Source organism: Bacillus sp. FJAT-27001, assembly GCF_019039175.1.
GTDB lineage: Bacteria > Bacillota > Bacilli > Bacillales > Bacillaceae > Bacillus > Bacillus velezensis.
Window position 1 is genome coordinate 359,877 of sequence record NZ_JAHOAA010000001.1, and the last position, 25,638, is coordinate 385,514.

The window sequence follows — 25,638 nt, forward strand, 5'->3', positions numbered from 1 at the left end:
ATTTCCAATAAAACTATACCATAACCATATATTTAATGCAAATCAAACTCCGCTCGGAGGCTGTGCACAAAGCTTAAAACAGAGACAGCTGATTTTGGTCCGGAAGCGACTCAAGACAGCCGTGACGGTCTAAATACTCTAAAATGGTTTTTGACACTTTTCCGCGTTTTTGAAGATCCTCTTTTGAAAGGAACTCCCCTTCCTTCCGCGCTTTCACAATATTGAGAGCGGCGTTGGTTCCGAGTCCCGGAATTGAGTTGAACGGCGGGATGAGACTGTTGCCGTCAATGATAAATTCCGAAGCGCTCGAACGGTATAGATCGACCTTCTGGAAGGAATAGCCGCGCTCACACATTTCAAGCGCAAGCTCTAACACGGTAAGGAGGTTTTTCTCCTTCGGCGAAGCATCAAGCCCTTTAGAGCTGATATCATCCATCACCGCTCTGATGGCAGTCGAGCCTTTAATCATTGTATCAATGTCAAAGTCATCTGCGCGGACGGTAAAATACGCAGCATAATATAAAAGCGCGTGATGCACTTTAAAGTATGCAATCCGCACCGCCATCAGCACGTATGCGGCGGCGTGGGCTTTCGGGAACATGTATTTGATTTTTTTGCATGAATCAATATACCAGTTCGGCACATTGTTCTTTTTCATTTCTTCTTCCCATTCCGGCGTCAGGCCTTTGCCTTTACGGACGAATTCCATGATTTTAAAGGCCAGTGAAGGCTCAAGGCCCTGATAGATCAAGTAAACCATAATGTCATCACGGCAGCCGATCACTTCGCTCAGTTCACACGTATTGTTGTGTATCAGTTCCTGCGCATTGCCGAGCCATACGTCCGTTCCGTGAGAAAGCCCGGAAATCTGGACAAGCTCGGAGAACGTCGTCGGCTTCGTATCCTCAAGCATCTGCCGCACAAATCGCGTCCCGAATTCAGGAATGCCGAGCGTCCCCGTTTTACAGCCGATCTGCTCTTCAGTAACGCCGAGCGATTCTGTGCCTTGGAAAATCTTCATAACTTCCGGATCATCTGTCGGAATCGTCTTCGGATCAATTCCGCTTAAATCCTGGAGCATCCGGATGACGGTCGGATCATCGTGCCCCAATATATCAAGCTTCAGCAGGTTGTCATGAATGGAGTGGAAGTCAAAATGAGTCGTTTTCCATTCAGACCCCGTCGCATCTGCCGGGAATTGTATCGGTGAAAAATCGTAAATATCCATGTAATCCGGGACAACGATAATCCCCCCCGGGTGCTGGCCGGTCGTTCTCTTAACGCCGGTGCAGCCTTGCACCAGACGGTCGATCTCCGCGCCGCGCATGTGTAGGTTGTGATCGCCCGCATAGCCTTTCACATATCCGTAAGCCGTCTTTTCCGCGACGGTGCCGATCGTTCCCGCGCGATACACGTTATCTTCACCGAACAATACTTTCGTGTAGTTATGGGCATGCGGCTGATACTCACCTGAGAAGTTCAAATCGATATCGGGTACTTTGTCACCTTTAAAGCCTAAGAACGTTTCAAACGGGATATCATGTCCGTCCTTTTTCAAAGGGGTGCCGCAAGACGGGCAGCTTTTATCCGGCAGGTCAAAACCGGAACCGACTGATCCGTCATTAAAGAATTCGGAATATCGGCAGCTCGGGCACACGTAGTGCGGAGCGAGCGGGTTCACTTCAGTGATTTCCGTTAAGGTCGCCACAAGCGATGAACCGACGGACCCCCGGGAGCCGACGAGATAACCGTCATCCAGAGACCGTTTTACAAGCTTATGAGAGATGAGATAAATAACGGCGAACCCATGGCCGATGATACTTTTTAATTCTTTTTCTATTCTCGCTTCCACAATTTCGGGAAGCTCTTCACCGTAAATGCTTCTGGCGCGCTGATAGCTCATTTCACGGATTTCTTCATCGGCCCCGTCAATTTTCGGCGTGTACAGATCGTCTTTGATCGGTTTGATCTCATCGATCATCGAAGCGACTTTCTGCGTATTGTCAACCACGATTTCTTTCGCTTTTTCCGCACCGAGGAAGGAGAAAGCCTCCAGCATTTCATCTGTCGTTCTGAAGTGCACTTTAGGCAGTTCGTGTCTGTTTAACGGGTTGGCGCCGCCTTGGGAAGATATTAAGATCTTCCGGTAAATTTTATCCTCATCGTTTAAATAGTGGACATTTCCCGTAGCCACGACCGGCTTATTCAATTTTTCTCCGAGCTTCGTAATGTTGGCGATGATTTCTTTCAGCGCTTTTTCATCCCGGACGAGCTCAAGCTGCAGAAGGTGTCTGTATACTTCCGGCGGCTGCACTTCAAGATAATCATAGAAGGATGCGATATCTTCAACCTCTTCAGGAGATTTTTGCATCATGCCTTCAAAGACCTCACCCCTGTCACAGGCAGAGCCGATTAACAGACCTTCTCTGTATTTATTAAGCTGCGACCTCGGAATGCGCGGCACTCGGTAGAAATATTGAATATGAGAAATGGACACGAGCTTAAACAGATTTTTAAGGCCGGTCTCATTTACGGCAAGCAATGTAGCGTGATAAGGCCTTGATCTCTGATAAGCATTGGATTGTCCCATATTCTCATTCAGCTGATCATGATAAAAAATGTCTTTTTCAGCGGCATCTTTGAGCATTTTCAACAGCAGGTAGCCCGTTGCTTCAGCGTCAAAGACCGCTCGGTGATGCTGGGTTAATTCGATATCAAACTTCTTACATAACGTATTTAAGCGGTGATTTTTAAACTCAGGATACAGGAAACGCGCGAGTTCCAGCGTATCAATGACCGGATTTTTTGCTTTTTCCGTTTTCAAAAGACGCTTGTACGCCACATTTAAAAATCCCATATCAAAGCTGGCGTTATGAGCCACAAGCACGTCATCGCCGATCCATTCTTTAAAATCCCGTACGACGTCAACGACATCGGGAGCGTCGCGGACCATGTCATCCGTAATCCCGGTAAGCTCTATCGTCGTTGCTGACAGCGGATGGTGCGGATTGGCGAACGCTTCGAATTTATCGATGATTTCTCCGCCTCTTATTTTGACTGCGGCAAGCTCAATGATGGTGTCATACACTGCGGACAGACCTGTCGTTTCAACGTCAAAGACGACGTATGTGTCTTCTTCCAGGAGACGGTGAGCTGGATTGTATGCGATCGGAACGCCGTCATCTACGATATTGGCTTCCATTCCGTAAATCATTTTAATGCCGTGTTTTTTCGCGGCGGAATAGGCATCCGGGAAAGACTGCACAACGGCATGATCAGTTAACGCAATCGCTTCATGTCCCCATTTTTTCGCCTGTTCGACAAGCTTTCCGATGCCCGTTACAGCATCCATTTGGCTCATCGGAGAATGCAGATGAAGCTCAACCCGTTTTTCGCCTTCAGGAGCGGTGTCTTCACGGGTTTTGGCTTTTATTTCATTCACGTCATTTGCAATCATGACGAGGTCTCTGACGAATGTATCGTTTTGAATGCTTCCCCGCGCCTTCACCCACATGCCTTTTTTCAGCGTTTTCATCAAAGCGGCGTCTTCTTTTTCTCTGGCGAACATTTTTACTAAAATGCTGTTTGTATAGTCCGTGATTTTGAAAATGCAGAGCGTGCGTCCGCTTTTCAGCTCGCGTGTTTCAGCATCAAACACAAACCCCTGCACCGTAATTCTTCTTTCTTCATCCATGATGCTGTCAAGCGTCCGGATTTCTTCGTTCTCTTTAATTTGATAGCCGATGACAAGCGGTCCGGACGGTGCCTGATCCTCATCGCCCTCTTTTTCCTTCTTCTCCATCTCGATAAGCGCCTGCATCGCCCGCTCCTGATCTTCAGCAAGCTTTTGCTCGCGGAATTTCTGGACTTCTTGGTCAGATACGAAAATTTCGGTATCCAGCTGCAGTTCCGGAAAGCCGAATTGGCGATAGCTGTGCTGAATCAGCGCGAAGTATTTGTTTTTGAGCGCAGATGCTTCTGTATCTGTTTTTGTTTTCACGATCAGTTTGTTTCCTTTGAGCTTCGGCTTCTGCTGATTCAAAAGAGCCACCATCGGCGGCGAGGTTCCTTCAAGCTCTTCAATACAGCGTGTCCAATAATCCTGTACAAGCTCCTCTGTCACTGTAGGATCAATGACCTGAACAGACGATGTGACACGGGCGATGTGAGCAAACGATTGTGTTAACCTCATCATGAATGAATCATATATTTGATACGGCAAAAGAGCCTTAAAGCGAAATTGGAAATGCCAGGCTTTTTCTGCTTTATGGATTGTCAGTTTATCAATCTCTCCGTCTTCAAAGTATGTCATGAAGGTATCATCTGTCATATTAAGCTGCTGCAGAAGAATCTGAAACTGTCTTCTGTTTACTGATAACTGTTCCATTCAGACAGTATCCCTCCCTTAAAACATCATAAGTGAAGGTACCTCCGCAGGTGATGAGGTACCTTCTTTTTTCTCTATTTTAACATGATTTTGTATGATTCGTTATGGTGATTACTTCGTCTTGATAAATTCAGAAAGCTCATCCACTGAAACTTCGGCAGATTCACCGGTTTTGCGGATTTTCACTTCTACGATGCCTTCGTCGGCACGTTTTCCGACAGTGATGCGGATCGGAAGGCCGATCAGATCAGAATCAGCAAATTTCACGCCTGCGCGTTCAGCGCGGTCATCGTATAATACCTCATAACCTTCCGCCTGGAATTTGCCGTAAAGCTGTTCAGCAAGCTCTTTTTGCGCTTCGTTTTTCATATTCAGCGCCAAAATATGAAGATCATACGGAGCAACGCTTTTCGGCCAGATCAAGCCTTTTTCGTCGTGATGCTGTTCAGCGATGGCTGAAAGCGTTCTGGACACGCCGATTCCGTAACATCCCATCAGCATCGGCTGCGCACGCCCGTTTTCATCAAGGTATGTCGCATTCATCGCTTCAGAGTAACGCGTGCCGAGTTTAAAGACTTGTCCGACCTCAATCCCTTCAGCGAAACGGATCGTGCCTATTCCGTCAGGTGACGGATCGCCTTCCTGAATGATTCGAAGATCGGCATACGCTTTTACAGACGCGTCACGCTCGATGTTTACGTTTCGGTAATGACGGTCTTTTTCATTCGCGCCGCTAACGGCGTTTACCATTACTTTCACGGCTTGGTCGGCATAAATCTCAATGTCGCCGGCAGCGCCGATCGGCCCCGCAAATCCCGGCTCCGTGCCAAGTTTCTCTGCTACTTCTTCATGAGACGCAAGCTCAACCACTTCCGCGTTCAGAAGGTTTTTCACTTTCACGTCATTGACCTCATGATCGCCTCTTACTAACACGAGAACAAATCGGTCATCAGCTTTAAACAGCATGGATTTGATGCAGGCGCTCGGCTCGATCTGCAAGAACGAAGCGAGCTCTTCAATGCTTTTGACATTCGGCGTATCAATTTTCTCCAATGCCTCGGGTGTTTCATCTGACGGCTCGCTGTTCATGACAACTTCCGCCATTTCCGTATTGGCTGCGTAAGAGGATCCATCGGAATAAGCGATGGTATCTTCCCCTATTTCAGAAAGAGCCATAAATTCATGCGTGTCTTTTCCGCCCATCGCGCCCGAGTCGGCAATAACGGGACGGACGTTTAATTCACAGCGTGCGAAAATGCTGCTGTATGCGCCGTACATGTTTTGGTATGTTTCCTCCAGACTTTCTTCAGAAGCATGGAAAGAATACGCATCTTTCATGATGAATTCGCGTCCGCGCAATAACCCGAAACGCGGGCGTTTTTCATCTCTGAATTTAGACTGGATCTGGTAAAGAGTGAGCGGCAGACGCTTATAAGATTTCACCTCATCGCGCACGAGAGAAGTAATGACTTCTTCATGTGTCGCGCCTAAAGCAAATTCACGGCCGTGGCGGTCTTTCAGACGCATTAATTCAGGCCCGTACGTATACCACCTGCCTGATTCCTGCCATGTTTCAGCCTGCTGAAGGGCCGGCATCAGCATTTCCACCGCGTTGATTTTTTCCATTTCTTCACGCACGATCTTCTGAATGTTTTGAATGACCCTGTAAGCCAGGGGCATGTAACTGTAAACCCCGCTCGTATTTTGTCTGATAAATCCCGCTCTCAGCAGAAGCTTATGGCTTTTTGCTTCAGCATCAGCCGGCACTTCTCTCAGGGTCGGAATAAGCGTCAAACTTTGTCTCATGTCTTCGCACCTCTGATTTTTTACTAGTCAATTATAAGAATAAACGCTGGATATCGTTCCATGTGACAACCAGCATAAGAAGCATTAAGAAAGCTACGCCGATAAATACGACAAATGCTTCCTTGTCACGGTTTATCGGCTTGCCGCGGATTGCTTCAATGAATAAAAACAGCAGCCGCCCGCCGTCAAGCGCCGGGATCGGCAGCAGGTTGACAATTCCCAGGTTGATGCTTAAAAACGCTGCAAACTGGAATAGGTTGATAATACCGGTTTTTGCAACTTGATCCGTCATATCATAAATGCCGACAGGACCCGAAAGCATATCAAGCTTAAACTGGCCTGTCACAAGTTTGCTCAGATTGGTCAGGATCGCTTTTGTGACATCAACGGTAGATGTCGCGCCATAGGCAATCGCTGCAAGCGCGCCTTTTTCAGTCGGCGCATAAGAGCCGAAGCGGCCGATTGTTTTTTTATTTTCATCTTTTACAGCTTCAGGTGTAACCGAGATATGAAACGATTTGCCGTCCCGTTTGACGGCGACATCGATTTTTTTTCCGGGATTTTCTTTTACCGCTGTCACGATGTCTGTCCATGACCTCATTTTTTCCCCGTTAATGCTCTGGATATAGTCGCCTTCTTTTAAACCGGCAGCCGCTGCGCGTCCATTGTCTGTCAGCTTCCCGAGCTCAGGCTGATTCGAAGGCACGCCTTGAATGAATCCAAGCATGACGAGAATGACATACGCTAAGATGAAGTTCATTATCGGACCGGCAGCAATCGCCTTAATCCGCTTCCATACGGGTTTAGACCCGAATTGTCGATTGTAAGGCGCAATCTGCACTTCTTCTCCGTCTACGATAAAAAAGGAGGTCTGACTGACAGTAAAGCCCGCCAGTTCATCTTCTTTCCCCTGCTCGTACCCGGTAATCTTCATTTCGTGCTCAAGATCAGCCGTCTCCACCTCGATAATTAAAGCGTCGGGATATTTTTCCTTTTGATTAATGATGACTTTTTCCACTTCGTCATCTTTATTAAAAAGAAGCCCGACGGTATAACCGGGTTTGACTTCGATCATCTCCGGGTCTTCACCGGCCATGCGGACGAACCCGCCGACCGGAAGGAGTCTGATCGTATACACGGTTTCATTCTTTTTAAATGAAAAGATTTTAGGGCCGAAGCCGATCGCAAATTCACGGCAAAGGATTCCCGCTCTTTGGGCGAGCAATAAATGCCCCAGCTCATGGAAAAAAACGAGCGTTCCGAAAATAATAATAAACGCGATAACTGTATTCACGAACATACCACCTTATGTGAGTATTGAATTAACGTATCCCCGGGTGTCTTTGTCCACTTCTTGGATATCCGCAAGACTCGGATCCTGAATTACGCTGTGGCGGTCCAATGCTTTTTCAATCAGGTCCTCAATCGATAAGAATGAAATCCGTCCGGCAAGAAAAGCGGCAACGGCTTCTTCGTTGGCCGCATTTAAAACCGTCGGCATCGTTCCCCCTATTTTACCTGATTCAAAGGCAAATTGTAAGCAGCGGAACCTTTCAAAGTCAGCTTTCGCAAAATGGAGGCTTCCGATCTCCCATAATTCAAGCCTTTTTGTTTCAGGCAGAGGCAGCCGGTCCGGATATGTCAGCGCATATTGAATCGGCACCCTCATGTCCGGATTTCCGAGCTGGGCGATGACGCTTCTGTCGTGAAATTCAACCATCGAATGAATGATGCTCTCCTTATGTAATACAACGTCAATCTGTTCATACGGAATGTCAAACAGCCAATGCGCCTCAATGACTTCAAGTCCTTTATTCATCATTGTAGCCGAGTCAATCGTAATTTTTGCGCCCATCGACCAGTTCGGGTGGTTAAGGGCGTCGGCAATCGTTACAGACTCAAGCTCCTGCCGCGTTTTATCTCTGAAACTGCCGCCGGATGCCGTAATGACCAGGCGCTCGATATTTTTGCTCTGTTCGCCTTGCAGCGCCTGGAAAATAGCGGAATGTTCGCTGTCGACCGGAAGAAGAGGAACACCGTATCGTTTTGCGTGTCCTTTCACTATATGCCCGGCAGTGACGAGAGTTTCCTTATTTGCAAGCGCAATTGTTTTTTTCTGTTCAATCGCTTTCAAAGTCGGGATTAAACCGACGCTTCCAAGCAGCGCATTGACCACGATATCGACTTCGTCCATGACTGCCGCTTCAATCAGGCCTTCTTCTCCGATGCCGATTTGACATTCATGAGAAAAAGACGCTTCTTTCACTTTTTGATATGTATCCATGTCGCCGACTGCTACATATTTCGGCTGAAACGTTCTGATCAACGGGATCGCTTTCTCGGCGTTTTTACCGAAAGTCATCGAGACGAGACGGAACTGATCTTGATGCATGCGCAATACGTCTAACGTCTGCTCCCCTATTGATCCTGTTGCTCCTAAAAGACAAATATTCTTCAAAATGCCACTCCCATTCTATGCGTCCAGATCGGTCTTATTTTCATATTAGCCTTTCTCATGAAAAAAGCGCAAGCAGAAAGTATAAGAACGGCATGACAAACAAAAAGCTGTCAAATCGATCTAAAATGCCGCCGTGCCCGGGAAGGATTTTTCCCGAATCCTTCACATCATAGTGTCGCTTAAGCGCTGATTCAACCAAATCCCCGATCTGTCCGAACACAGACAAAACAAGCGTGATGACCAAAAGAACCGGGTATGAAATCGGAAGGTGCGCAAACAGCTGAAAAACAGCCGTAAAAATAAGGGCGATGACAATACCGCCGAGAAACCCTTCCACCGTTTTGTTGGGACTGATTTCGGGCCACAGCTTCCGCTTCCCGAGCGACTTTCCGACGAAATATGCGCCTGAGTCCGTTGACCATATGACAACGCAGGCATAAAAGATATACAAAAGCCCGTTTGTTTCAATGTTTCTGATTTCAATAAAATAATGAAAACACAGTCCGATATATACCGTCGCGAGAACGATAAACCCGACTTCGTCAAACGTAAAGGTGTTTTTCACGAGCACCGTATAGCTGAGCAGAATCAATACGGCGAAAATCGTTACTTCCATTTTCGCATCGAAAAAATGATACTTGTCCGGCATCATATACAGCCATAACAACAAGAGGCTGATCAGACCCGGAAAAGAAAAAAATCTGAGCTTTTTCATCCGCAAAAGCTCAAAAAGCGCTATACTTCCCATCACGTAAACAAATACGGTGAACGGCAATCCTCCGAAAATAACCAAAAATAAAAATAATGCCGCTGCCAGAACACCTGTTAACAATCTTTGTTTCATTTCCACCATCCTCTAAATTCCGCCAAACCTCCGGCCCCGCTGCTGAAATTCTCCCACTGCCTGCAGAAAGTGATCTTCTTTAAAATCGGGCCACAGGACATCTGTAAAAACAAATTCACTGTAAGCCACCTGCCAAAGCATAAAGTTGCTCAATCTGATTTCTCCGCTCGTTCTGATGAGCAGCTCCGGGTCCTGGAGTGATTCTGTCATTAAATGCCCGGAAAAGAGCGCTTCATCAATGTCTTCGATATTCAGCGTGCCGCTTTTCACCTGTTCAGCCAGTGCTTTTGCCGCATTGACGATTTCCGTGCGTCCGCCGTAGTTCAAAGCGAAATTGAGAATCAGCCCGTCATTTTGTTCTGTATCTTTTACGGCCTTCTCAATCGCCCTGTACGTATGAGAAGGGAGCGCGGATTCATCTCCGATAATTTTCACCTGTACATTTTCCTCTATTAATTCAGGAAGATACGTATTCAGGAACTCTTCCGGAAGCTTCATCAAAAAGTCGACTTCCATCTTCGGGCGCTTCCAGTTCTCCGTTGAAAACGCATAAAGAGTCAGAACTTTAACGCCGAGCTGACTTGCGAGCTTTGTCACCCTTTTTACCACTTTCATTCCTTCATGATGTCCTGCAATCCGAGGGAGTGAGCGCTTCTTCGCCCAGCGTCCGTTTCCGTCCATAATAATGGCAATGTGTGCGGGAATTTCACCCTTCAGTATGTCTTCTTTTGTATACCGTTCTAAGTTGGAAGCCGCATTCTGCTGATTCTTCCAATTTTTGAGTATGTTGAGCATGAGATTCCTCCGTCACCCAAAAAGGTTGCGTTGCTGATGATCAATGTAATCAACAGTATTAACAAAAAAACCCCCTGTAAACATGAGAGGGTCTTTTCACATTATCTATTGTACATAGTTTTTCATTAAACTTCCATGATTTCTTTTTCTTTGTCCTTCGTGACACTGTCAATTTTTGACACATATTCATCTGTCAGCTTTTGAACGTCTTCACTGGAAGCACGAAGCTCGTCTTCTGTAATGTCTCCGTTTTTCTCAAGTTTTTTGAGGTCATCGTTGCTGTCACGGCGGACATTACGGACTGCTACTTTCGCTTCTTCCGCGTATTTTTTCACGACTTTGACAAGTTCTTTACGTCTTTCTTCCGTCAGAGCCGGGATCGCGATGCGGATAATTGTGCCGTCACTTGTCGGCGTTACGCCAAGATCAGCTTTCAAAATCGCTTTTTCAATATCGCCGATTGCCGTTTTGTCATACGGTGTGACAACAAGCATACGCGCCTCAGGCACATTGATGGAAGACAGCTGGTTTAAAGGTGTTTGGGCACCGTAGTATTCTACTGTCACTTTATCCAATAGAGATGGGTTGGCACGTCCTGCGCGGACTGACGCCAATTCACGTGAATAAGCGGCAACCGCTTTTTCCATGCGTTCTTTTGTTTGTGTTAATACTTCGTTTGACAACGTTATTTCCCCCTTACGATCGTTCCGATTGATTCGCCGATTACGGCACGCTTAATATTTCCTTCTTCCATAATAGAAAAGACGATCAGCGGAATATCATTATCCATACATAGTGAAGAAGCCGTAGAATCCATGACTTCCAGCCCGTCTTTTAACACATCGAGATAAGATAATTTTTCGTATTTAACGGCTGACTCATCTTTTCTCGGATCAGCATTATACACACCGTCGACATTATTTTTCGCCATTAAGATCACGTCCGCTTCGATTTCAGCGGCACGCAGCGCTGCGGTTGTGTCCGTAGAGAAATAAGGGTTTCCTGTTCCCGCGGCAAAAATAACAACGCGTTTTTTCTCCAGGTGGCGGATGGCTTTTCTTCTGATGTAAGGCTCAGCGACCTGACGCATTTCAATTGATGTCTGCACTCTGGACTGAATTCCGAGCGTTTCCAGGCTGTCCTGCAGGGCAAGTGAGTTCATGACAGTAGCAAGCATGCCCATATAATCGGCCGTCGCACGGTCCATTCCTAAGTCACTGCCCGTTTTTCCGCGCCATAAGTTGCCGCCGCCTACGACTACGGCCACTTCGACGTCAAGCTCAGCGATTTCTTTTACCTGTTTAGCGATGGATTGGATGACAGTCGGATTAATGCCGTTTCCCTGCTCTCCTGCCAATGCTTCTCCGCTAAGCTTTAAAACGATACGATTGTATTTTGGTTTTTCCATAATAACCTCCAAGTGTAAACATTGCCGTTTCCTATTATGCAAGAGAAAAAAAGGTTTGTAAATATAGTTTTAAAAATAGGGAACACAAGTAGTGTCCCCTATACTGCCTGAAAAGCCGCGAAAGATTCGCCAAGGCTTTCCGCCATTATTTTTTCACTTGGTTCATAACTTCTTCAGCAAAGTTTTCTTGGCGTTTTTCAATACCTTCTCCAACTTCGTAGCGGACGTAAGTTTTAACAGATGCGTTTTTCGCAGCCACAACTTGTTTCACTTTTTCGTCTGGGTTTTTAACGAAAGCTTGGTCTAATAAGCAAATTTCTTCGAAGAATTTGTTCAGACGGCCTTCAACCATTTTAGCTACGATGTTTTCCGGTTTGCCTTCTTGAAGAGCTTGCTGAGTCAGAATCTGACGCTCATGGTTCGCTTCTTCTTCAGACACTTGGTCGCGGGAAATGTAACGAGGATTTACCGCTGCAACATGCATCGCGATGTCTTTTGCAAGATCTTCGTCAGTTGTTCCGCTAAGAACGGATAATACGCCGATGCGGCCTCCCATGTGAAGGTAAGCACCGAACGCTTCGCTGTCTTCTTTTGTAATAACAGCAAAACGGCGAAGAGTGATTTTCTCTCCGATTTTAGCAACGTTGCTTGTGATGTATTCTTCAACAGTAGAACCGTTTTCCATCTTTTGACCCATTGCTTCTTCAAGATCAGCAGGAGCGTTTGCAAGAAGGTGGTCAGCAAGCGTGTTCAGAAGCTCTTTGAAGCCTTCGTTTTTCGCAACGAAATCAGTTTCAGAGTTTACTTCTAAGATAACGCCTTTGTTGCCGTCAGTTTTAATAAGAGTAGAACCTTCAGCAGCGATACGGTCAGCTTTTTTAGCTGCTTTCGCAATTCCTTTTTCTCTCAGAAGGTCGATTGCTTTGTCCATATCTCCGTCAGTTTCAGTCAATGCTTTTTTACAGTCCATCATACCAGCGCCTGTTTTTTGACGCAGTTCTTTTACCTGCTGTGCAGTAATAGCCATTTGAATTCCTCCTTATATGTGTAAACAAGATATGTATAGATACATTTTTCTTGAAAAAAGGTGATAAAAGGCAGTCCCTCTTATCACCTTTTGATTAGGTTACGCAGTTGTCGTTTCTGTTTCAGGTGCAGTCTCTTCAGCAGCTTCCGCTTCTTCTTCGCCTTGCTTCGCTTCTAAGATAGCATCTGCCATTTTAGAAGTAAGAAGTTTGACAGCGCGGATTGCGTCATCGTTTGCAGGGATTACGACATCAATTTCATCAGGATCACAGTTTGTATCTACGATTCCGATGATAGGAATGTTCAATTTGCGAGCTTCCGCAACAGCGATGCGCTCTTTGCGAGGATCGATGATGAATAATGCATCAGGAAGATCCTTCATGTCTTTAATTCCGCCGAGGAATTTTTCAAGACGCTCTAATTCTTTTTTCAATTGAACAACTTCTTTTTTCGGAAGTACTTCAAATGTACCGTTTTCTTGCATTTTCTCGATGTCTTTCAGACGCTTAATGCGTTTTTGGATTGTTTCGAAGTTTGTCAGTGTACCGCCCAACCAGCGTTGGTTGACATAGTACATGCCAGAGCGTACAGCTTCTTCTTTAACAGAATCCTGGGCTTGTTTTTTTGTGCCGACGAAAAGGATTTTTCCGCCTTCAGCAGCAAGGTTTTTCGTGAAGTTGTAAGCTTCCTCTACTTTTTTCACTGTTTTTTGAAGGTCAATGATGTAGATTCCGTTACGCTCCGTGAAAATGTAACGCTTCATTTTTGGGTTCCAGCGGCGTGTTTGGTGGCCGAAGTGAACACCAGCTTCAAGCAATTGTTTCATAGAAATAACTGACATGTGATTTCCTCCTAATAAAATGGTTTTTTTCCTCCGCTTAGGTCATTTTTGTGCAGAACTGCCGTTTGCAGCACCCTCTGCATAAATCGTTAAGCGTGTGTATTTAACACCAAGACATAATATAACACAGCTTTATGCGACAATCAAGAATCCTTTACAGCTTTGCCGCGAAATTTTAAAAACAGCTCGATTTCTGTCTTTCCGCTCTGCATCCGTTTGGCGATTTCCGCGGGGGTGAGCCCTTGTTCATATAATTCTGAAACACGTTCTTCAAACGAATGCGCGCCGTTGTTTTCATCACTTTCAGCCCGTTCCGTTGCACTGATGAGCTTTTCCATGTGGTCAGGAATATCAGGCTCTTTTTTCGGTTCCGGCCGGGGTTCGGCGTCTTCTGCGTCAGGCGCTTGATCATTCCGGCTTTTTGCGTCTTCGAGTCTTTCATTTTCTTCTTTCAGCTCAAGCAGAAACGCTGCAAGGGTGTTTTCCGTCTCTTCAAGAATCTTCTTCTGCTGGCGCTCCGTCTCCTTGAGGGCTGAAAACCTCGTGTACAGAATAATGACGGCATAAAGCAGTACGCCGTGAAGCACAAAGCTTAAAAGCCATAATAGTGTTGACATGTTTTTCACTCGCTAACCATGAGTTCATTATTGAATTACTTTTTCAAGCAGATGCTTTAATTTAAACAGCGCCTTTGAATGAATCTGTGAAATCCGCGACGTCGAAAGGTTCAGGACTTGTCCGATCTCGGTCAAAGTCAGTTCTTCTTTATAGAATAAACTGACGACAAGCTGCTCTTTTTCAGAGAGCTCGTGAATTTTGCCCGCAAGCTGAGCGATCAGCTCGTCCTTCATGATTTTTTCTTCCGGCGGCACATTTTTGTCATCTCTGATCATCACTTGAATATTCTCACCGTCATCCTGGTCGTGAAGCTTTTCATCAATTGATAAGAGATTGGCAAAAAACCCTTCATTCATCGTTGATACTACGTCCTGCTCCGTCATCCCCAGCTCTTCTGCGATCTCTGAAAGCGTCACATTCCGAAGGTAGCGCTGTTCAAGTTTTTCGATCGCCGCTTCGACTTTTTTTGTCTTCTCCCGTGAAGTTCTGGGCAGCCAATCTTCTTTACGCAGCCCGTCGATGATTGCACCGCGAATTCTAAACGAGGCATAGGTATCAAATTTTAAATCCCGGCCGGGGTCAAATTTTTCCAGGGCATCATATAAACCAAGCATACCAAGGCTCATTAGATCGTCTTTATGCACCGATTTCGGCAGTCCGACGGAAATTCTGCCGACATGATATGTGACCAGCGGCATGTAACGGCGCATTAAATCATCACCGGCTTTAGGATCTTTCCACTCTTTCCAGCGCGACCAAAGCACCTGATCTTCATAATTCAAGGATTGCATTGTTATCCCCCTACCTCATACCTTTATTAAATCGTTGTTTCACCTTGTTTAACAGTTCGAATGTGCAGCATGCAGGACTTTGGCTCAAATTCAATCGTCCGGCCGCTTGAGCCGCCCGTATCTTCACTGATGACCGGAATGTTATACAATGAAAGCTGCTCTTTGATGGCCGCTACATTCCTCGGACCGATTTTCATCAGGTCGTTCGTCATTTTAAACTTAAACATCTCCGCTCCCCCGGCGAGTTTTGCCTTCAGGGCAAACTTGCGGCAGCCGGCTTTCAAAAGCATATCAATCGTCATCTTAACGGCGGTGTCCGCGTATTTTGCACGGTTGAGCTCCGCCGTTTTTGATAAACCGGAGTCCGGCAGCATGACGTGAACGAGTCCTGCCGTTTGTTTGTCTTTATCGTATAAAACCAGCCCTACGCATGAACCGAGTCCCGAGGTCCGGATTTTATCCGGGTAACGCGCGACTTGAACATCCGCAATCCCCACTTTAACGACTGCGGCTTCCGCACGGCTCATAAAGCCGCACCCAATGAGACGAAGAGCTTTTCAAAAGAATCATAGTCCGGGAGCATAAACATGTGGGCTTTGAGCTCCTGCCGGCTGCCCTGGTCAAAAATAGAAGTATCCACGACAATGGCATGCTCTCCGACTTGGCTGAGTTCCATCAGCCCTTCACTGATAACCGCGCCGAACATATCAAGTGAGATTTCCGGCACGCTCGGGTAAATCTCAAGCTTTGTCAAATCAGCCAATGCCGTTAAATAGGAACCTGCTAAAATATTGCCGAACTCATGTAAAGCAGAAGAACTCAAATGATCTTCGCCCAACTGGTCAATATCAAAATCCGGATTTCCGATCAGCTCTCTGATAAACTGTTCCGCCTGATGAAAAGGCATGATGAGAAAGATAGAGCCGGTCATGTCGCCTTCCATTCTTAAAAAGATACTGGCGACCGGCGTTTCAGCCCCGCCGAAAAAATCAGCGAGCTCATCAAATGTCAATAAAGTCGCAAACGGCACTTCCATGTCTATCTTTCTGTTCAGCAGCTGAGCCATTGCAGAAGCCGAGTGACCCGCCCCGATATTTCCGACTTCCCGCAAAATATCCATCTGCTCTTCTTTGATCGCTTCAAACTTACTCATGTTGTCTTTTCCCCTTTAAGCATTAGGCTCTCCGGACGCAGATGCCGAAGCACCTTTATCCAGCACCGCATGCGCATCGATAATATTGAGGAGCCTGTTATCTTGCTTGACGATCTGTTTAATCCACACATCCGTTTCCTTTGTCTGGCTTTCAGGCGCGGATTCGATTTCATTTTCATGTACGGTGATGACGTCATTGGCCTCATCCACGACCCATCCGACATCGGCGTCACGATAAGAAATGATGATAATCCGAGTCTCTTCTGTGATGTCCTGTTCAGGCTGATTCAGACGTTTTCTTAAATCAAGAACCGGGGTAATCACTCCGCGCAGATTGATAACGCCGCGGATATAAGATTCCACACCCGGGACCCTCGTCGGTTTTTGCCACTTTTCAATTGATTTCACCTGGGAAACTGAGATAGCGTATTCTTTCCCGTTTATCATAAACACAATCATTTTTTCACCTGTCTTGATTTCAGCAGTCATTCGGGCACCTCCTCGTGTCGTTTTAGTAGATCAGCGCATTGCAATCAATAATCAGCGCCACTTCTCCGTTTCCGAGAATCGTAGCGCCGGAAATCGCAAAGACGTTCGTCAAATAGTCGCCGAGTGATTTCAGTACGACTTCCTGCTGTCCGATAAAAGAGTCCACGACAAAAGCAGTGGATTTATCGCCCTTTTTCACGACGATTACATGGAACTGATCGGCATCCTGTTTTGAATCCGTAATGCCGAATTCTTTTTTCAGATAGACGATCGGAACGATTTGGCCTCTGAAATCAATCACTTCTCTGTCATGCGTCTGCAGGATATCTTTCTTATCAATAACAGCCGTCTCTATAATAGAAGAAATCGGTATCGCAAACGTCTCTTCTTCCAGTTTAATGAGAAGAACGGATATAATTGAAAGTGTCAGCGGAAGCTGGATACTGAAAAGAGAACCTTGACCTTCCGCGGATTTGACACTGACAGAGCCGCCGAGTGATTCGAGTTTATTTTTTACGACATCCAGGCCGACGCCCCGCCCTGAAATGTCAGAAATTTGATCGGCAGTCGAGAAGCCCGGAGCAAAAATAAGCTCGTAAATCTCATTATCTTCAAGCGTTTCAGCATCACGTTCGGTGATTACACTCCGCTCGAGCGCTTTTTCAAGAATTTTCTTTCTGTTCAGGCCGGCCCCGTCATCTTCAACCTCAATAAAGACGTGGTTGCCGCTGTGATATGCCTTAAGCACGACATGACCTGATTCCGGTTTTCCTTTATTCACCCGCACTTCAGGCGATTCAATGCCGTGATCGATGCTGTTTCTGATTAAATGGACAAGCGGATCGCCGATTTCATCAATCACCGTGCGGTCCAGCTCCGTTTCAGCTCCGATGATGGACAATTCGATTTTCTTGTTTAATTCCTTTTGAAGCTGGCGGATCATTCTCGGGAAACGGTTAAAGACGGTTTCTACCGGCACCATCCGCATATTAAGAATAATAGACTGAAGGTCGCCCGAGATTCTGGTCAGGCGTTCAACAGTTTCAGTCAGCTCATTGTGGTCAAGCTCTTTGGCGATCTGCTCAAGACGTCCGCGGTCAATGACAAGTTCTTCAAAAAGGTTCATTGAAGAATCCAGTCTTTCAATGTTGACGCGAATCGTTTTCGAGCCGCTGTGATGCTTCGGCTGTTCTTCCGTTTTCGCTTGCGGCTTAGGCTGTTTCTCAGCCTTTTTAACCGGAGCTTCCTTCACCGGTTCAGCCGCTTGCGGTTTTTCGGCCGTTTTTAACGGCGCACCGGCAGAAATTTCGACATTCTCCACTTCTGAAATGCCGCTGATGAGTTCTTTAATTTCTTCAGCAGGCTGCTTTGTCAAGAAACACACCTGAAAATCCGTTCCGAAATCTTCCGTCTCAAGCACTTCCGCGGCGGGTATTGTTTTTGCGACTTCCCCGGCTTCATTCAGCTTTTCAAATATCATGTACACGCGCACGGCTTTGAGCATGCAGCTTTCATTCAGGGAAACCGTTATTTCATAGCGGCTGAATCCTTGCTCTTCCGCCTCTTCAATAACAGTCCGTTCGAACTCATCATAATTCCATTCAGTTGAAGCCTGTTGTTTTGAAGCCGGCGGTTCTGCTGTTTCGGCTGAAGCCGCAGTCTCATGCACCGCATTTACGTCGAGCTTCGCACTCACTTCAGAAATATCACGTTTGCCGTCTCCTCCGTCAATAATGGACTGCACCATCTCTTCAAGATGATCAAGCGCTTCAAACAGCACATCCAGCCAATCTGATGTAACGGGCATTTCTCCGTTGCGGATGGCGTCCAGCACATTTTCCATCAGGTGGGTTAAATGCGCCAGATCTGTATATCCCATCGTTGCGCTCATGCCTTTCAGCGTATGGGCAGCTCTGAAGATGTCATGCACAAGCTGAAGGTCTGCCGGATCTTTTTCCAACAGCAGCAGCTTTTCGTTACATGTCTGTAAGTGCTCTTTACTTTCATCAATAAAGACATCTAAATATTGATTCATATCCAATTGATTCACACCCTCTCTTTTTTCACACATCCGGTGATGGATGCCGCGATATCTTCCACATGTTTAATCTCATGAATGAGGCCCGCCTTTATCGCTGACTTCGGCATTCCGAACACAACACAGGATTCGTCCGATTCCGCAATCGTTTTAACGCCGCCTGTTCTGAGCATTTCTTTTACGCCCTCGGTTCCGTCGCTGCCCATGCCGGTCATAATGACGGCTACCTTTTCGTAATCGGATAAGCGGCTTGCCGACCGAAACAAATAATCGGCCGAGGGTTTATGCCGGCTTTCCGTATCATGAACGTCAAGAATGATGCGGAGCCTTCCGCCTTCCTCTGCAACCGTCATATTTTTTCCGCCGGGCGCGATGTACACCCATCCGTCTTTCGCTTCTTCACCGTTTTCCGCTTCTTTGACCTGAATATCTGACAAATGGTTGAGTCTGTCTGCAAGTGAAGCGGTGAAGCCTTCAGGCATGTGCTGAACGACAAATACAGGCGCCTTTAAATCCTTCGGCAGTTTCGGAATCACCTTTTGCAGAGCCCGCGGTCCGCCTGTAGAGGTCGCGATGAATACGGCCTGCTTGGCGGATTTTGCTTTCGGTCTTTCAAATCCCGCCAAAGCCGGACGTTCCGGGATAGAAGACTCTTTCACTGCCGCCTCAGGTTTTTGTGCGCGGGACAGCCCGGCTGCAATCACCCTCTCAATCAGCTGCTCTTTAATTTTATAAAGATCAAGTGAAATCGCTCCGGAAGGCTTGGTGATAAAATCAAAAGCGCCCATTTCCAGGCAGTTGATCGTTCGGTCCTTCCCTTGCTGTGTCTGGCTCGATACCATGATGACGGGAAGTTTATATATGCTGATGATCTTCCGCAATGTATCCGTTCCGTTCATGACCGGCATTTCAATATCAAGCGTGACAACATCCGGTTTGAGAAGCTCTATTTTCTTCAGCGCCTCTTCCCCGTTTCTGGCTGTCCCGATGACTTCTATCTGCACTTCCGCAGCCAGAAAATCGGTAATCATCTTTCTCATAAAAGCTGAGTCATCAACGACAAGCACACGAATCACTGTAAAGTCCTCCTCAATAAAAAAGAAGATAATCTCTCAATAAATGCCGGTTTCTCTTCTCTTGGTTTGTTTTCTTCCGTTTGAAACAAGACATCCGTCAGAAGACGGACGGACCTGCTGGCTTTTGCTTGAGGACTTTTTATTAAAAAAGGCACCTGGTCAATGACGGCTTGACTTACTAACGGGTCATCGGGTATGGAGCCGGCGAAACGCACCTCCGCGCCTAAAAACGTGTGAATCGCATGAGAAAGGCGGTTGTACGTGTCCAGCGCCTGTTTTTGGGCGCGGGCGCGATTGACGGCAATGTTTACGGTCAGCCGTTCATCCGCGAGCAAGAGATGTTTGATCGCGCTGTAGGCATCCATAATGGCCGTCGGCTCAGGCGTTGTCACGGCGAGAATGTCTTCCGCCGATAAAATAAACGGCAGCTGTTCTTTTGAAAGTCCCGCTCCCATATCAAACAGAACGTAATCAAAATCGCCTAATACAGCGGAAAGACCATTCATAAAAGCCGACCACTTCTCTCCATCTGCTTGATAGATCGCCTCAAGCCCCGTTCCTCCGGATATGTAGCGAAGGCCTTTCGGACCGGAGGAAAGTGATTGAGCCAACGCGTGCCGATTCTCCATCACATCAATAATGGTGCGGGAAGAAGCAGCGCCGATCAGCACATCAATGTTGCCCATTCCGATGTCAAGATCAATGATGAGTGCTTTTTTTCCTTTTTCCTGCAGGGCAACTGCCATGTTTAATGTTAAATTAGATTTTCCGACGCCGCCTTTACCGCTGATGACGGCTAATGTCTTCGCTTTTTTCTCATAAAGCTCCGGCTTGATCATTTGCCGCTCTCTCATTTTCCTTCTTAATGACTCTGCCTGATCGGGTTTCATGTCAAAAGCATCCTTACAAACTCTTTTGGTGAAGCCGATAGGATGTCTTCAGGCACATCCTGTCCATTTGTCAAATAGGCGGCGCCGATTCTTGATTCCGACAGCACTTGAAACACGGAGCCGAGTGAGGCGGTTTCATCCGTTTTCGTGAAAATGAATTGATTGACCGGCACACCTGAAAACTGTTTCAGCACCTGTTTCATATCGTCATATTTTGCAGATGCCGATAATACGAGAAAGGATTGTAAGCCTGATTCAAACGGAATCATCTCTTGTAATTCCGTAATATACTGCTCTTCTTTAAAGTTTCTACCGGCTGTATCAATGAAAACATGGTCATATTCAGCGAATTTTTCCAGTGCCTTCAGACATTCTTCCTTTGAATAGCATACTTCAAGAGGAGCCTGAAGCAGCTCCGCATATGTCTTCAGCTGCTCGACTGCGGCAATCCGGTAAGTATCCGTCGTCATAAAGGCAATTTTTTTATGCTCTGTCAGCATTGATGAGGCCGCGAGTTTCGCAAGTGTAGTCGTTTTGCCGGCCCCGGTTGAACCGAAAAGCACGACGTATTTTGATTGAATCCCTTCCTGCCACCTGTCTGCCGAAGGGAGTTTTTTCACTAACAAATCCTGCAGTTTGGAGCTGACATTATCTTCAGTTAAATCTCCGGAAACAATTGAAGAACGGAGCAATTCACTGAGTACGGCGTTTTGCGTATGATCAGGAAGCCCGGCTTGCTTCAATAGTCTCTCGGCTTTTTTTAATGGTTCAGGGAACACTTCTTTAAAATGCGCCAGTTCGCCGGAAATACTTTGATCCGGAAGGCGCGGCGGCTGAACAGGCTCAGCTTTCTCCGCCGTTTTCGTCTTTTTCATTTCTTCAGCGGCAGCCGGCGGCGTTTTTCTCGCTTCCCTGACGTCACGATCTAAAACCGCTATCACTTCGACGGCCTGCTGCGACCGCAGCCCCAGCCATTTTCGTTTCTTTACTTGTTTGGAATGTAAAATAACGGCATCATTGCCGAGTTCCTTTTTGATTTGCTTCGCGGCATCCTGCATTGAAGCGGCTGTAAATTTTTTTATTTTCATTAAATATCCACCACTCCAATGCTCTGTACTTCAACATTTGCTTCCAGCTCATTATAAGAAAGAACCGGAAGATCAGGGAAATACCGTTCTAACAGCTGTTTTACATACATTCTGACAGCAGGCGAACAAAGAAGAATCGCCGACTCCTGGCGGATGGAAAGCTGCTCGGCCTCTTTAGCGACAGAACGGATGATGCTGTCTGAAACCTCAGGGTCGAGTGACAGGTAATTGCCCTGTTCAGTCTGCTGTACCCCGTCTGCAATCGCTTTTTCCACCCGGCCTGAGCATGTGATGACCTTCAGCGTTTCATGCTCTCTCGCATATTGTGCCGTGATTTGTTTGGCAAGCGACTGTCTCGCGTATTCTGTCAAAAGGTCTGAATCTGTCGTTAATCTTCCGTAATCGGCAAGAGTTTCAAAAATGGTCACCAAGTTTCTGATTGAAACTTTTTCTCTCAGCAATTTGGCAAGCACCTTTTGAATATCGCCGACAGAAAGAGGGTTTGGCGTGACTTCCTCAACAAGCACAGGATAATTTTCCTTCAGATGATCGATCAGCTGCTTGGTTTCCTGTCTGCCGACCAGTTCATGGGCATGCTGCTTAATTTTTTCTGTAATATGCGTAGATACGACTGACGCCGGATCAACAACTGTATACCCCAGCATGTCCGCTTCATCTTTTGCAGCTTCGCTGATCCATTTTGCGGGAAGTCCGAACGACGGCTCTATCGTTTCAATTCCTTCAATGACGTCATCTTCAGGCGTCGGTGACATCGCTAAGTAATGATCCAGCAGGAGCTCTCCTTTAGCGACTTCATTGCCTTTAATTTTCAATCTGTATTCATTCGGCTGGAGCGCGATGTTATCTCTGATGCGCACAACCGGAATAACAAGTCCCAATTCAAGCGCAAGCTGACGTCTGATCATGACGATGCGGTCAAGAAGATCACCGCCCTGCCCCGCGTCTGCAAGCGGCACGAGTCCGTATCCGAACTCAAATTCAATCGGATCAATATGTAAAAGCTGCACAACGCTTTCCGGGCTTTTCAGTTCATCCGCCTGAGCCTCTTCTTCAAGAATTTCTTCCTCTTCTTCGCTCGGCTTATCCGCTTTGGACAGCATGTAAGCGCCGAATGCAAGCAGACCGGCGATCGGCCCCGTCAGCAGAATGCCGATCGGTGTAAGAAGACCGAGCAAGAGTACAGTTCCCGCGGCTACATACAAGAGCTTCGGATAAGCAAACAGCTGGCCTGTAATATCATGACCGAGGTTTCCTTCAGATGCCGCTCTCGTCACGACAATCCCCGTAGCCGTTGAAATGAGTAAGGCCGGCATTTGAGAAACGATACCGTCACCGACCGTCAGCATTGTAAAGTGAGACGCAGCTTCTTGTATGCTCATCCCCTGCTGCAGCATGCCGATTACGATTCCGAAAATAATATTGATCATCACGATGATGATACCCGCGATGGCATCCCCTTTGACGAATTTGCTCGCACCGTCCATGGCGCCGTAAAAATCCGCTTCCCGGGCGACTTTTTCACGTCTGTGCTTTGCATCCTGCTCCGTAATCATGCCGGCATTTAAATCCGCGTCAATACTCATTTGCTTTCCGGGCATCGCATCGAGCGTAAATCTCGCCGCCACTTCCGATACCCGCTCGGCGCCTTTTGTAATGACGATAAACTGAATAATAATCAAGATAATGAAGACAACAAGCCCTACCAGCACATTTCCGCCGACAACGAAATTCCCGAATGTCTCAACAACCTTTCCCCCTTCTCCGTGAGAAAGAATCGAACGTGTCGTCGACACATTGAGCGAAAGCCGAAACAGCGTCAATAACAGCAGCAATGACGGGAATATCGAGAATTGCAGCGGTTCTTGCATATTCATTGTGGTGAGAAGCACGATCAACGCAAGAGAGATATTAATGATGATCAAAATACTTAACAACCATGGAGGGAATGGAATCACCAGCATTGCCACAATGAGGACAACACTTATTAAAACCGATAAATCTCTTGTTGACATGCTGTTTTTCTCTCCTTTTGAATCTGAAATTCACTATACTTTTTGTTTCGTTTTATATACATAAGCCAAAATTTCCGCAATGACTTTGAAAAACTCTTCCGGCACGGCCTGGTCAATGTCAACCTGATCATATAACGCACGCGCGAGCGGCCTGTTTTCAATCGTCATGACATCGTGTTCTTTGGCGATCTGCCTGATTTTTAATGCGAGATGGTCCACCCCTTTGGCAACAATGTAAGGGGCGTCCATTTTCTTTTCATCATATTTTAAAGCTATCGCATAATGGGTCGGGTTGGTAATGATGACATCCGCTTTCGGCACTTCCTGCATCATCCGCCTCATCGCCATTTCCCGCTGCTTCTGCTTAATTTTGGACTTGATTATCGGATCACCCTCCGATTTTTTGTATTCATCTTTTATATCCTGCTTTGACATTCTGATATTTTTCTCATAATCAAAACGCTGATATAAGTAATCAAGCCCGGCCAGCAGCATTAAAGCCCCTGATCCCGCAAGCCCCATCCAAAGAGTGAGCTTGGAAACGAAAGTGAGCACTTCCGCAGGCGTTAAAAGCGGAAGGCGGAGAATATCGCCATAATGCAGCCAGAGCACCATAAAGGCGGCAAAACCGACCACAGTAATCTTCAAAATGGATTTGACCAGTTCAACAATGGCCCTCATGCTGTAAATCCGCTTAAATCCTTTCAGCGGGCTGAGCTTATTCAAGTCAGGCTTGAGGACTTCCGCAGAAAACAGAAAACCCACCTGCATGTAATTGCTCACGACACCTGCCACAAGCGCGACCAGCATAATCGGCGCGAGAATGAGGCTGATATCTTTCACCGTATCCACGAACAGTTCATGCACGGCAGATGCTGACAGATGTAAAGATATCGATTTCGTATAAAACGTTTTAATAAAGGACAGCAGCCTGTCCCGCATATAAGGACCGAGCGCGATCAGCGAAAGAAAGATAATCAGTAAAGAAACGGCTGTATTCACATCCGTACTTTTCGCGACCTGTCCTTTCTTTCTTGTATCCTTCCGTTTTTTCGGCGTGGCTTTCTCCGTTTTTTCACCGGCAAAGAATTGCAGATTCAGTCTGAGCCTCATCATGTCACACCGACCAATGCCAATAGATTCCGCATGGTTTCAACGGTAAGGCTGAAGATGTTGCGGACAACGACAAACATCACCGCCATACAAACGATCAGCATAATAAAGCTCACGGCTATTTTCAGAGGAAGCCCGACAACGAAAACATTCAGCTGCGGCACCGTTCTCGCCACGATACCGAGCGCCAAATCAACTAAAAACAGACTGGCCACAACCGGCGCAGACATTTGAAAAGCGATAATAAACATGGCATTGAAGCTTTTTGCGATAAAAAGTCCAAAGTGATCATTTCCAAACGACGGAAATGCCTGATCAAGCGGGATATACTGAAAGCTGTAATAAATCCCGTCCAATAAAAGATAATGGGCGTTTACGCTGAGCATAAATAACAGCGCCAGCGTATAAACGAATTGTCCGATCAGCGGGCTTTGCGTTCCTGATTGCGGATCAATGACATTGGCGATGGAAAAGCCCATCTGAAAATCAATAAAGGAACCTGCTATCTGAATGGCTGTCATCATCATGAAAGCGATCAGCCCGAGGCTCAAGCCCACAACGGCCTCTTTTATGACAAGCAGCATATACTGTTCCCCTATTTCTATTTCCGGCGCATGTTTCAGCGTGCTGAAGCAGATCACCGAAAGAAAAAAAGCAAAGCCGATTCGGTGAACCGCCGGCAGATTCCGATGTCCGAACACCGGCACCGTTACAAAAAAAGCAGAGATTCTGATAAAGACCAATAAAAAAGCGGGAAATAAATCAATGATGGAATTCATTTGAT

At 46.6% G+C, this 25,638-nt stretch carries 22 protein-coding genes; all 22 read right to left on the bottom strand.

Features of this window, described 5'->3' with window-relative positions; all coding sequences use genetic code 11:
* Nucleotides 1-73: 73 nt before the first annotated feature.
* Nucleotides 74-4,387: a PolC-type DNA polymerase III gene (locus tag BGM27_RS01155; RefSeq protein WP_007409800.1), complete on the bottom strand. Its 4,314-nt coding sequence runs from the start codon at nucleotides 4,385-4,387 to the stop codon at nucleotides 74-76.
* 111 nt (nucleotides 4,388-4,498) lie between these two features.
* A complete protein-coding gene (gene proS / locus BGM27_RS01160) occupies nucleotides 4,499-6,193 on the bottom strand; it encodes a proline--tRNA ligase (protein WP_020954007.1) in 1,695 nt (564 codons plus the stop codon).
* A 31-nt stretch (nucleotides 6,194-6,224) separates the two neighbouring features.
* A complete protein-coding gene (rseP, locus tag BGM27_RS01165) occupies nucleotides 6,225-7,493 on the bottom strand; it encodes an RIP metalloprotease RseP (protein WP_007611459.1) in 1,269 nt (422 codons plus the stop codon).
* A gap of 6 nt (nucleotides 7,494-7,499) precedes the next feature.
* Nucleotides 7,500-8,651, bottom strand: coding sequence for a 1-deoxy-D-xylulose-5-phosphate reductoisomerase (gene dxr, locus BGM27_RS01170; RefSeq protein WP_007409797.1), 1,152 nt, complete (start codon nucleotides 8,649-8,651; stop codon nucleotides 7,500-7,502).
* 55 nt (nucleotides 8,652-8,706) lie between these two features.
* Nucleotides 8,707-9,504 carry a phosphatidate cytidylyltransferase gene (locus BGM27_RS01175; protein ID WP_007409796.1) on the bottom strand — a complete coding sequence of 266 codons (798 nt, stop codon included), beginning with the start codon at nucleotides 9,502-9,504 and terminating at the stop codon, nucleotides 8,707-8,709.
* A gap of 3 nt (nucleotides 9,505-9,507) precedes the next feature.
* On the bottom strand, nucleotides 9,508-10,290 hold the full coding sequence (locus BGM27_RS01180) for an undecaprenyl pyrophosphate synthase (RefSeq protein WP_007409795.1): 783 nt from the start codon (nucleotides 10,288-10,290) through the stop codon (nucleotides 9,508-9,510).
* Nucleotides 10,291-10,415: 125 nt separating this feature from the next.
* On the bottom strand, nucleotides 10,416-10,973 hold the full coding sequence (gene frr, locus BGM27_RS01185; RefSeq protein ID WP_003154212.1) for a ribosome recycling factor: 558 nt from the start codon (nucleotides 10,971-10,973) through the stop codon (nucleotides 10,416-10,418).
* A 2-nt stretch (nucleotides 10,974-10,975) separates the two neighbouring features.
* Nucleotides 10,976-11,698 carry a UMP kinase gene (gene pyrH / locus BGM27_RS01190; RefSeq protein WP_003154213.1) on the bottom strand — a complete coding sequence of 241 codons (723 nt, stop codon included), beginning with the start codon at nucleotides 11,696-11,698 and terminating at the stop codon, nucleotides 10,976-10,978.
* A gap of 145 nt (nucleotides 11,699-11,843) precedes the next feature.
* On the bottom strand, nucleotides 11,844-12,725 hold the full coding sequence (gene tsf / locus BGM27_RS01195) for a translation elongation factor Ts (RefSeq protein WP_007409794.1): 882 nt from the start codon (nucleotides 12,723-12,725) through the stop codon (nucleotides 11,844-11,846).
* 99 nt (nucleotides 12,726-12,824) lie between these two features.
* On the bottom strand, nucleotides 12,825-13,565 hold the full coding sequence (gene rpsB, locus BGM27_RS01200; protein ID WP_003154215.1) for a 30S ribosomal protein S2: 741 nt from the start codon (nucleotides 13,563-13,565) through the stop codon (nucleotides 12,825-12,827).
* 143 nt (nucleotides 13,566-13,708) lie between these two features.
* Nucleotides 13,709-14,182: a DUF6115 domain-containing protein gene (locus BGM27_RS01205; protein WP_007409793.1), complete on the bottom strand. Its 474-nt coding sequence runs from the start codon at nucleotides 14,180-14,182 to the stop codon at nucleotides 13,709-13,711.
* Between the two features lie 27 nt (nucleotides 14,183-14,209).
* Nucleotides 14,210-14,974 (bottom strand): RNA polymerase sigma-28 factor SigD, encoded by a 765-nt coding sequence (sigD, locus tag BGM27_RS01210; protein ID WP_217031186.1) that lies wholly within the window; start codon nucleotides 14,972-14,974, stop codon nucleotides 14,210-14,212.
* A 26-nt stretch (nucleotides 14,975-15,000) separates the two neighbouring features.
* Nucleotides 15,001-15,501, bottom strand: a complete 501-nt coding sequence (cheD, locus tag BGM27_RS01215) for a chemoreceptor glutamine deamidase CheD (RefSeq protein WP_003154219.1) — start codon at nucleotides 15,499-15,501, stop codon at nucleotides 15,001-15,003.
* Nucleotides 15,498-16,127 (bottom strand): CheY-P phosphatase CheC, encoded by a 630-nt coding sequence (gene cheC, locus BGM27_RS01220; RefSeq protein WP_003154222.1) that lies wholly within the window; start codon nucleotides 16,125-16,127, stop codon nucleotides 15,498-15,500. The genes cheD and cheC overlap by 4 nt, the downstream gene beginning before the upstream one ends.
* Nucleotides 16,128-16,142: 15 nt before the next feature.
* Complete coding sequence (cheW, locus tag BGM27_RS01225) at nucleotides 16,143-16,616, bottom strand: chemotaxis protein CheW (RefSeq protein WP_003154225.1); 474 nt, start codon at nucleotides 16,614-16,616, stop codon at nucleotides 16,143-16,145.
* Nucleotides 16,617-16,638: 22 nt separating this feature from the next.
* Nucleotides 16,639-18,657, bottom strand: a complete 2,019-nt coding sequence (cheA, locus tag BGM27_RS01230) for a chemotaxis protein CheA (protein ID WP_007409792.1) — start codon at nucleotides 18,655-18,657, stop codon at nucleotides 16,639-16,641.
* Between the two features lie 5 nt (nucleotides 18,658-18,662).
* Nucleotides 18,663-19,730, bottom strand: coding sequence for a protein-glutamate methylesterase/protein-glutamine glutaminase (locus tag BGM27_RS01235; protein ID WP_007409791.1), 1,068 nt, complete (start codon nucleotides 19,728-19,730; stop codon nucleotides 18,663-18,665).
* The gene (locus BGM27_RS01240) at nucleotides 19,727-20,620 is read right to left on the bottom strand and encodes a MinD/ParA family protein (protein WP_007409790.1); all 894 of its coding nucleotides are present in this window, start codon (nucleotides 20,618-20,620) and stop codon (nucleotides 19,727-19,729) included. Before BGM27_RS01240 ends, BGM27_RS01235 begins: the two co-directional genes overlap by 4 nt.
* Nucleotides 20,617-21,708, bottom strand: coding sequence for a flagellar biosynthesis GTPase FlhF (flhF, locus tag BGM27_RS01245; protein WP_007409789.1), 1,092 nt, complete (start codon nucleotides 21,706-21,708; stop codon nucleotides 20,617-20,619). The genes BGM27_RS01240 and flhF overlap by 4 nt, the downstream gene beginning before the upstream one ends.
* Nucleotides 21,708-23,741, bottom strand: a complete 2,034-nt coding sequence (gene flhA / locus BGM27_RS01250; protein WP_007409788.1) for a flagellar biosynthesis protein FlhA — start codon at nucleotides 23,739-23,741, stop codon at nucleotides 21,708-21,710. Before flhA ends, flhF begins: the two co-directional genes overlap by 1 nt.
* Before the next feature lie 33 nt (nucleotides 23,742-23,774).
* The gene (gene flhB, locus BGM27_RS01255) at nucleotides 23,775-24,854 is read right to left on the bottom strand and encodes a flagellar biosynthesis protein FlhB (protein WP_007409787.1); all 1,080 of its coding nucleotides are present in this window, start codon (nucleotides 24,852-24,854) and stop codon (nucleotides 23,775-23,777) included.
* Complete coding sequence (gene fliR, locus BGM27_RS01260) at nucleotides 24,854-25,633, bottom strand: flagellar biosynthetic protein FliR (RefSeq protein ID WP_003154233.1); 780 nt, start codon at nucleotides 25,631-25,633, stop codon at nucleotides 24,854-24,856. The genes flhB and fliR overlap by 1 nt, the downstream gene beginning before the upstream one ends.
* Nucleotides 25,634-25,638 lie beyond the last annotated feature (5 nt).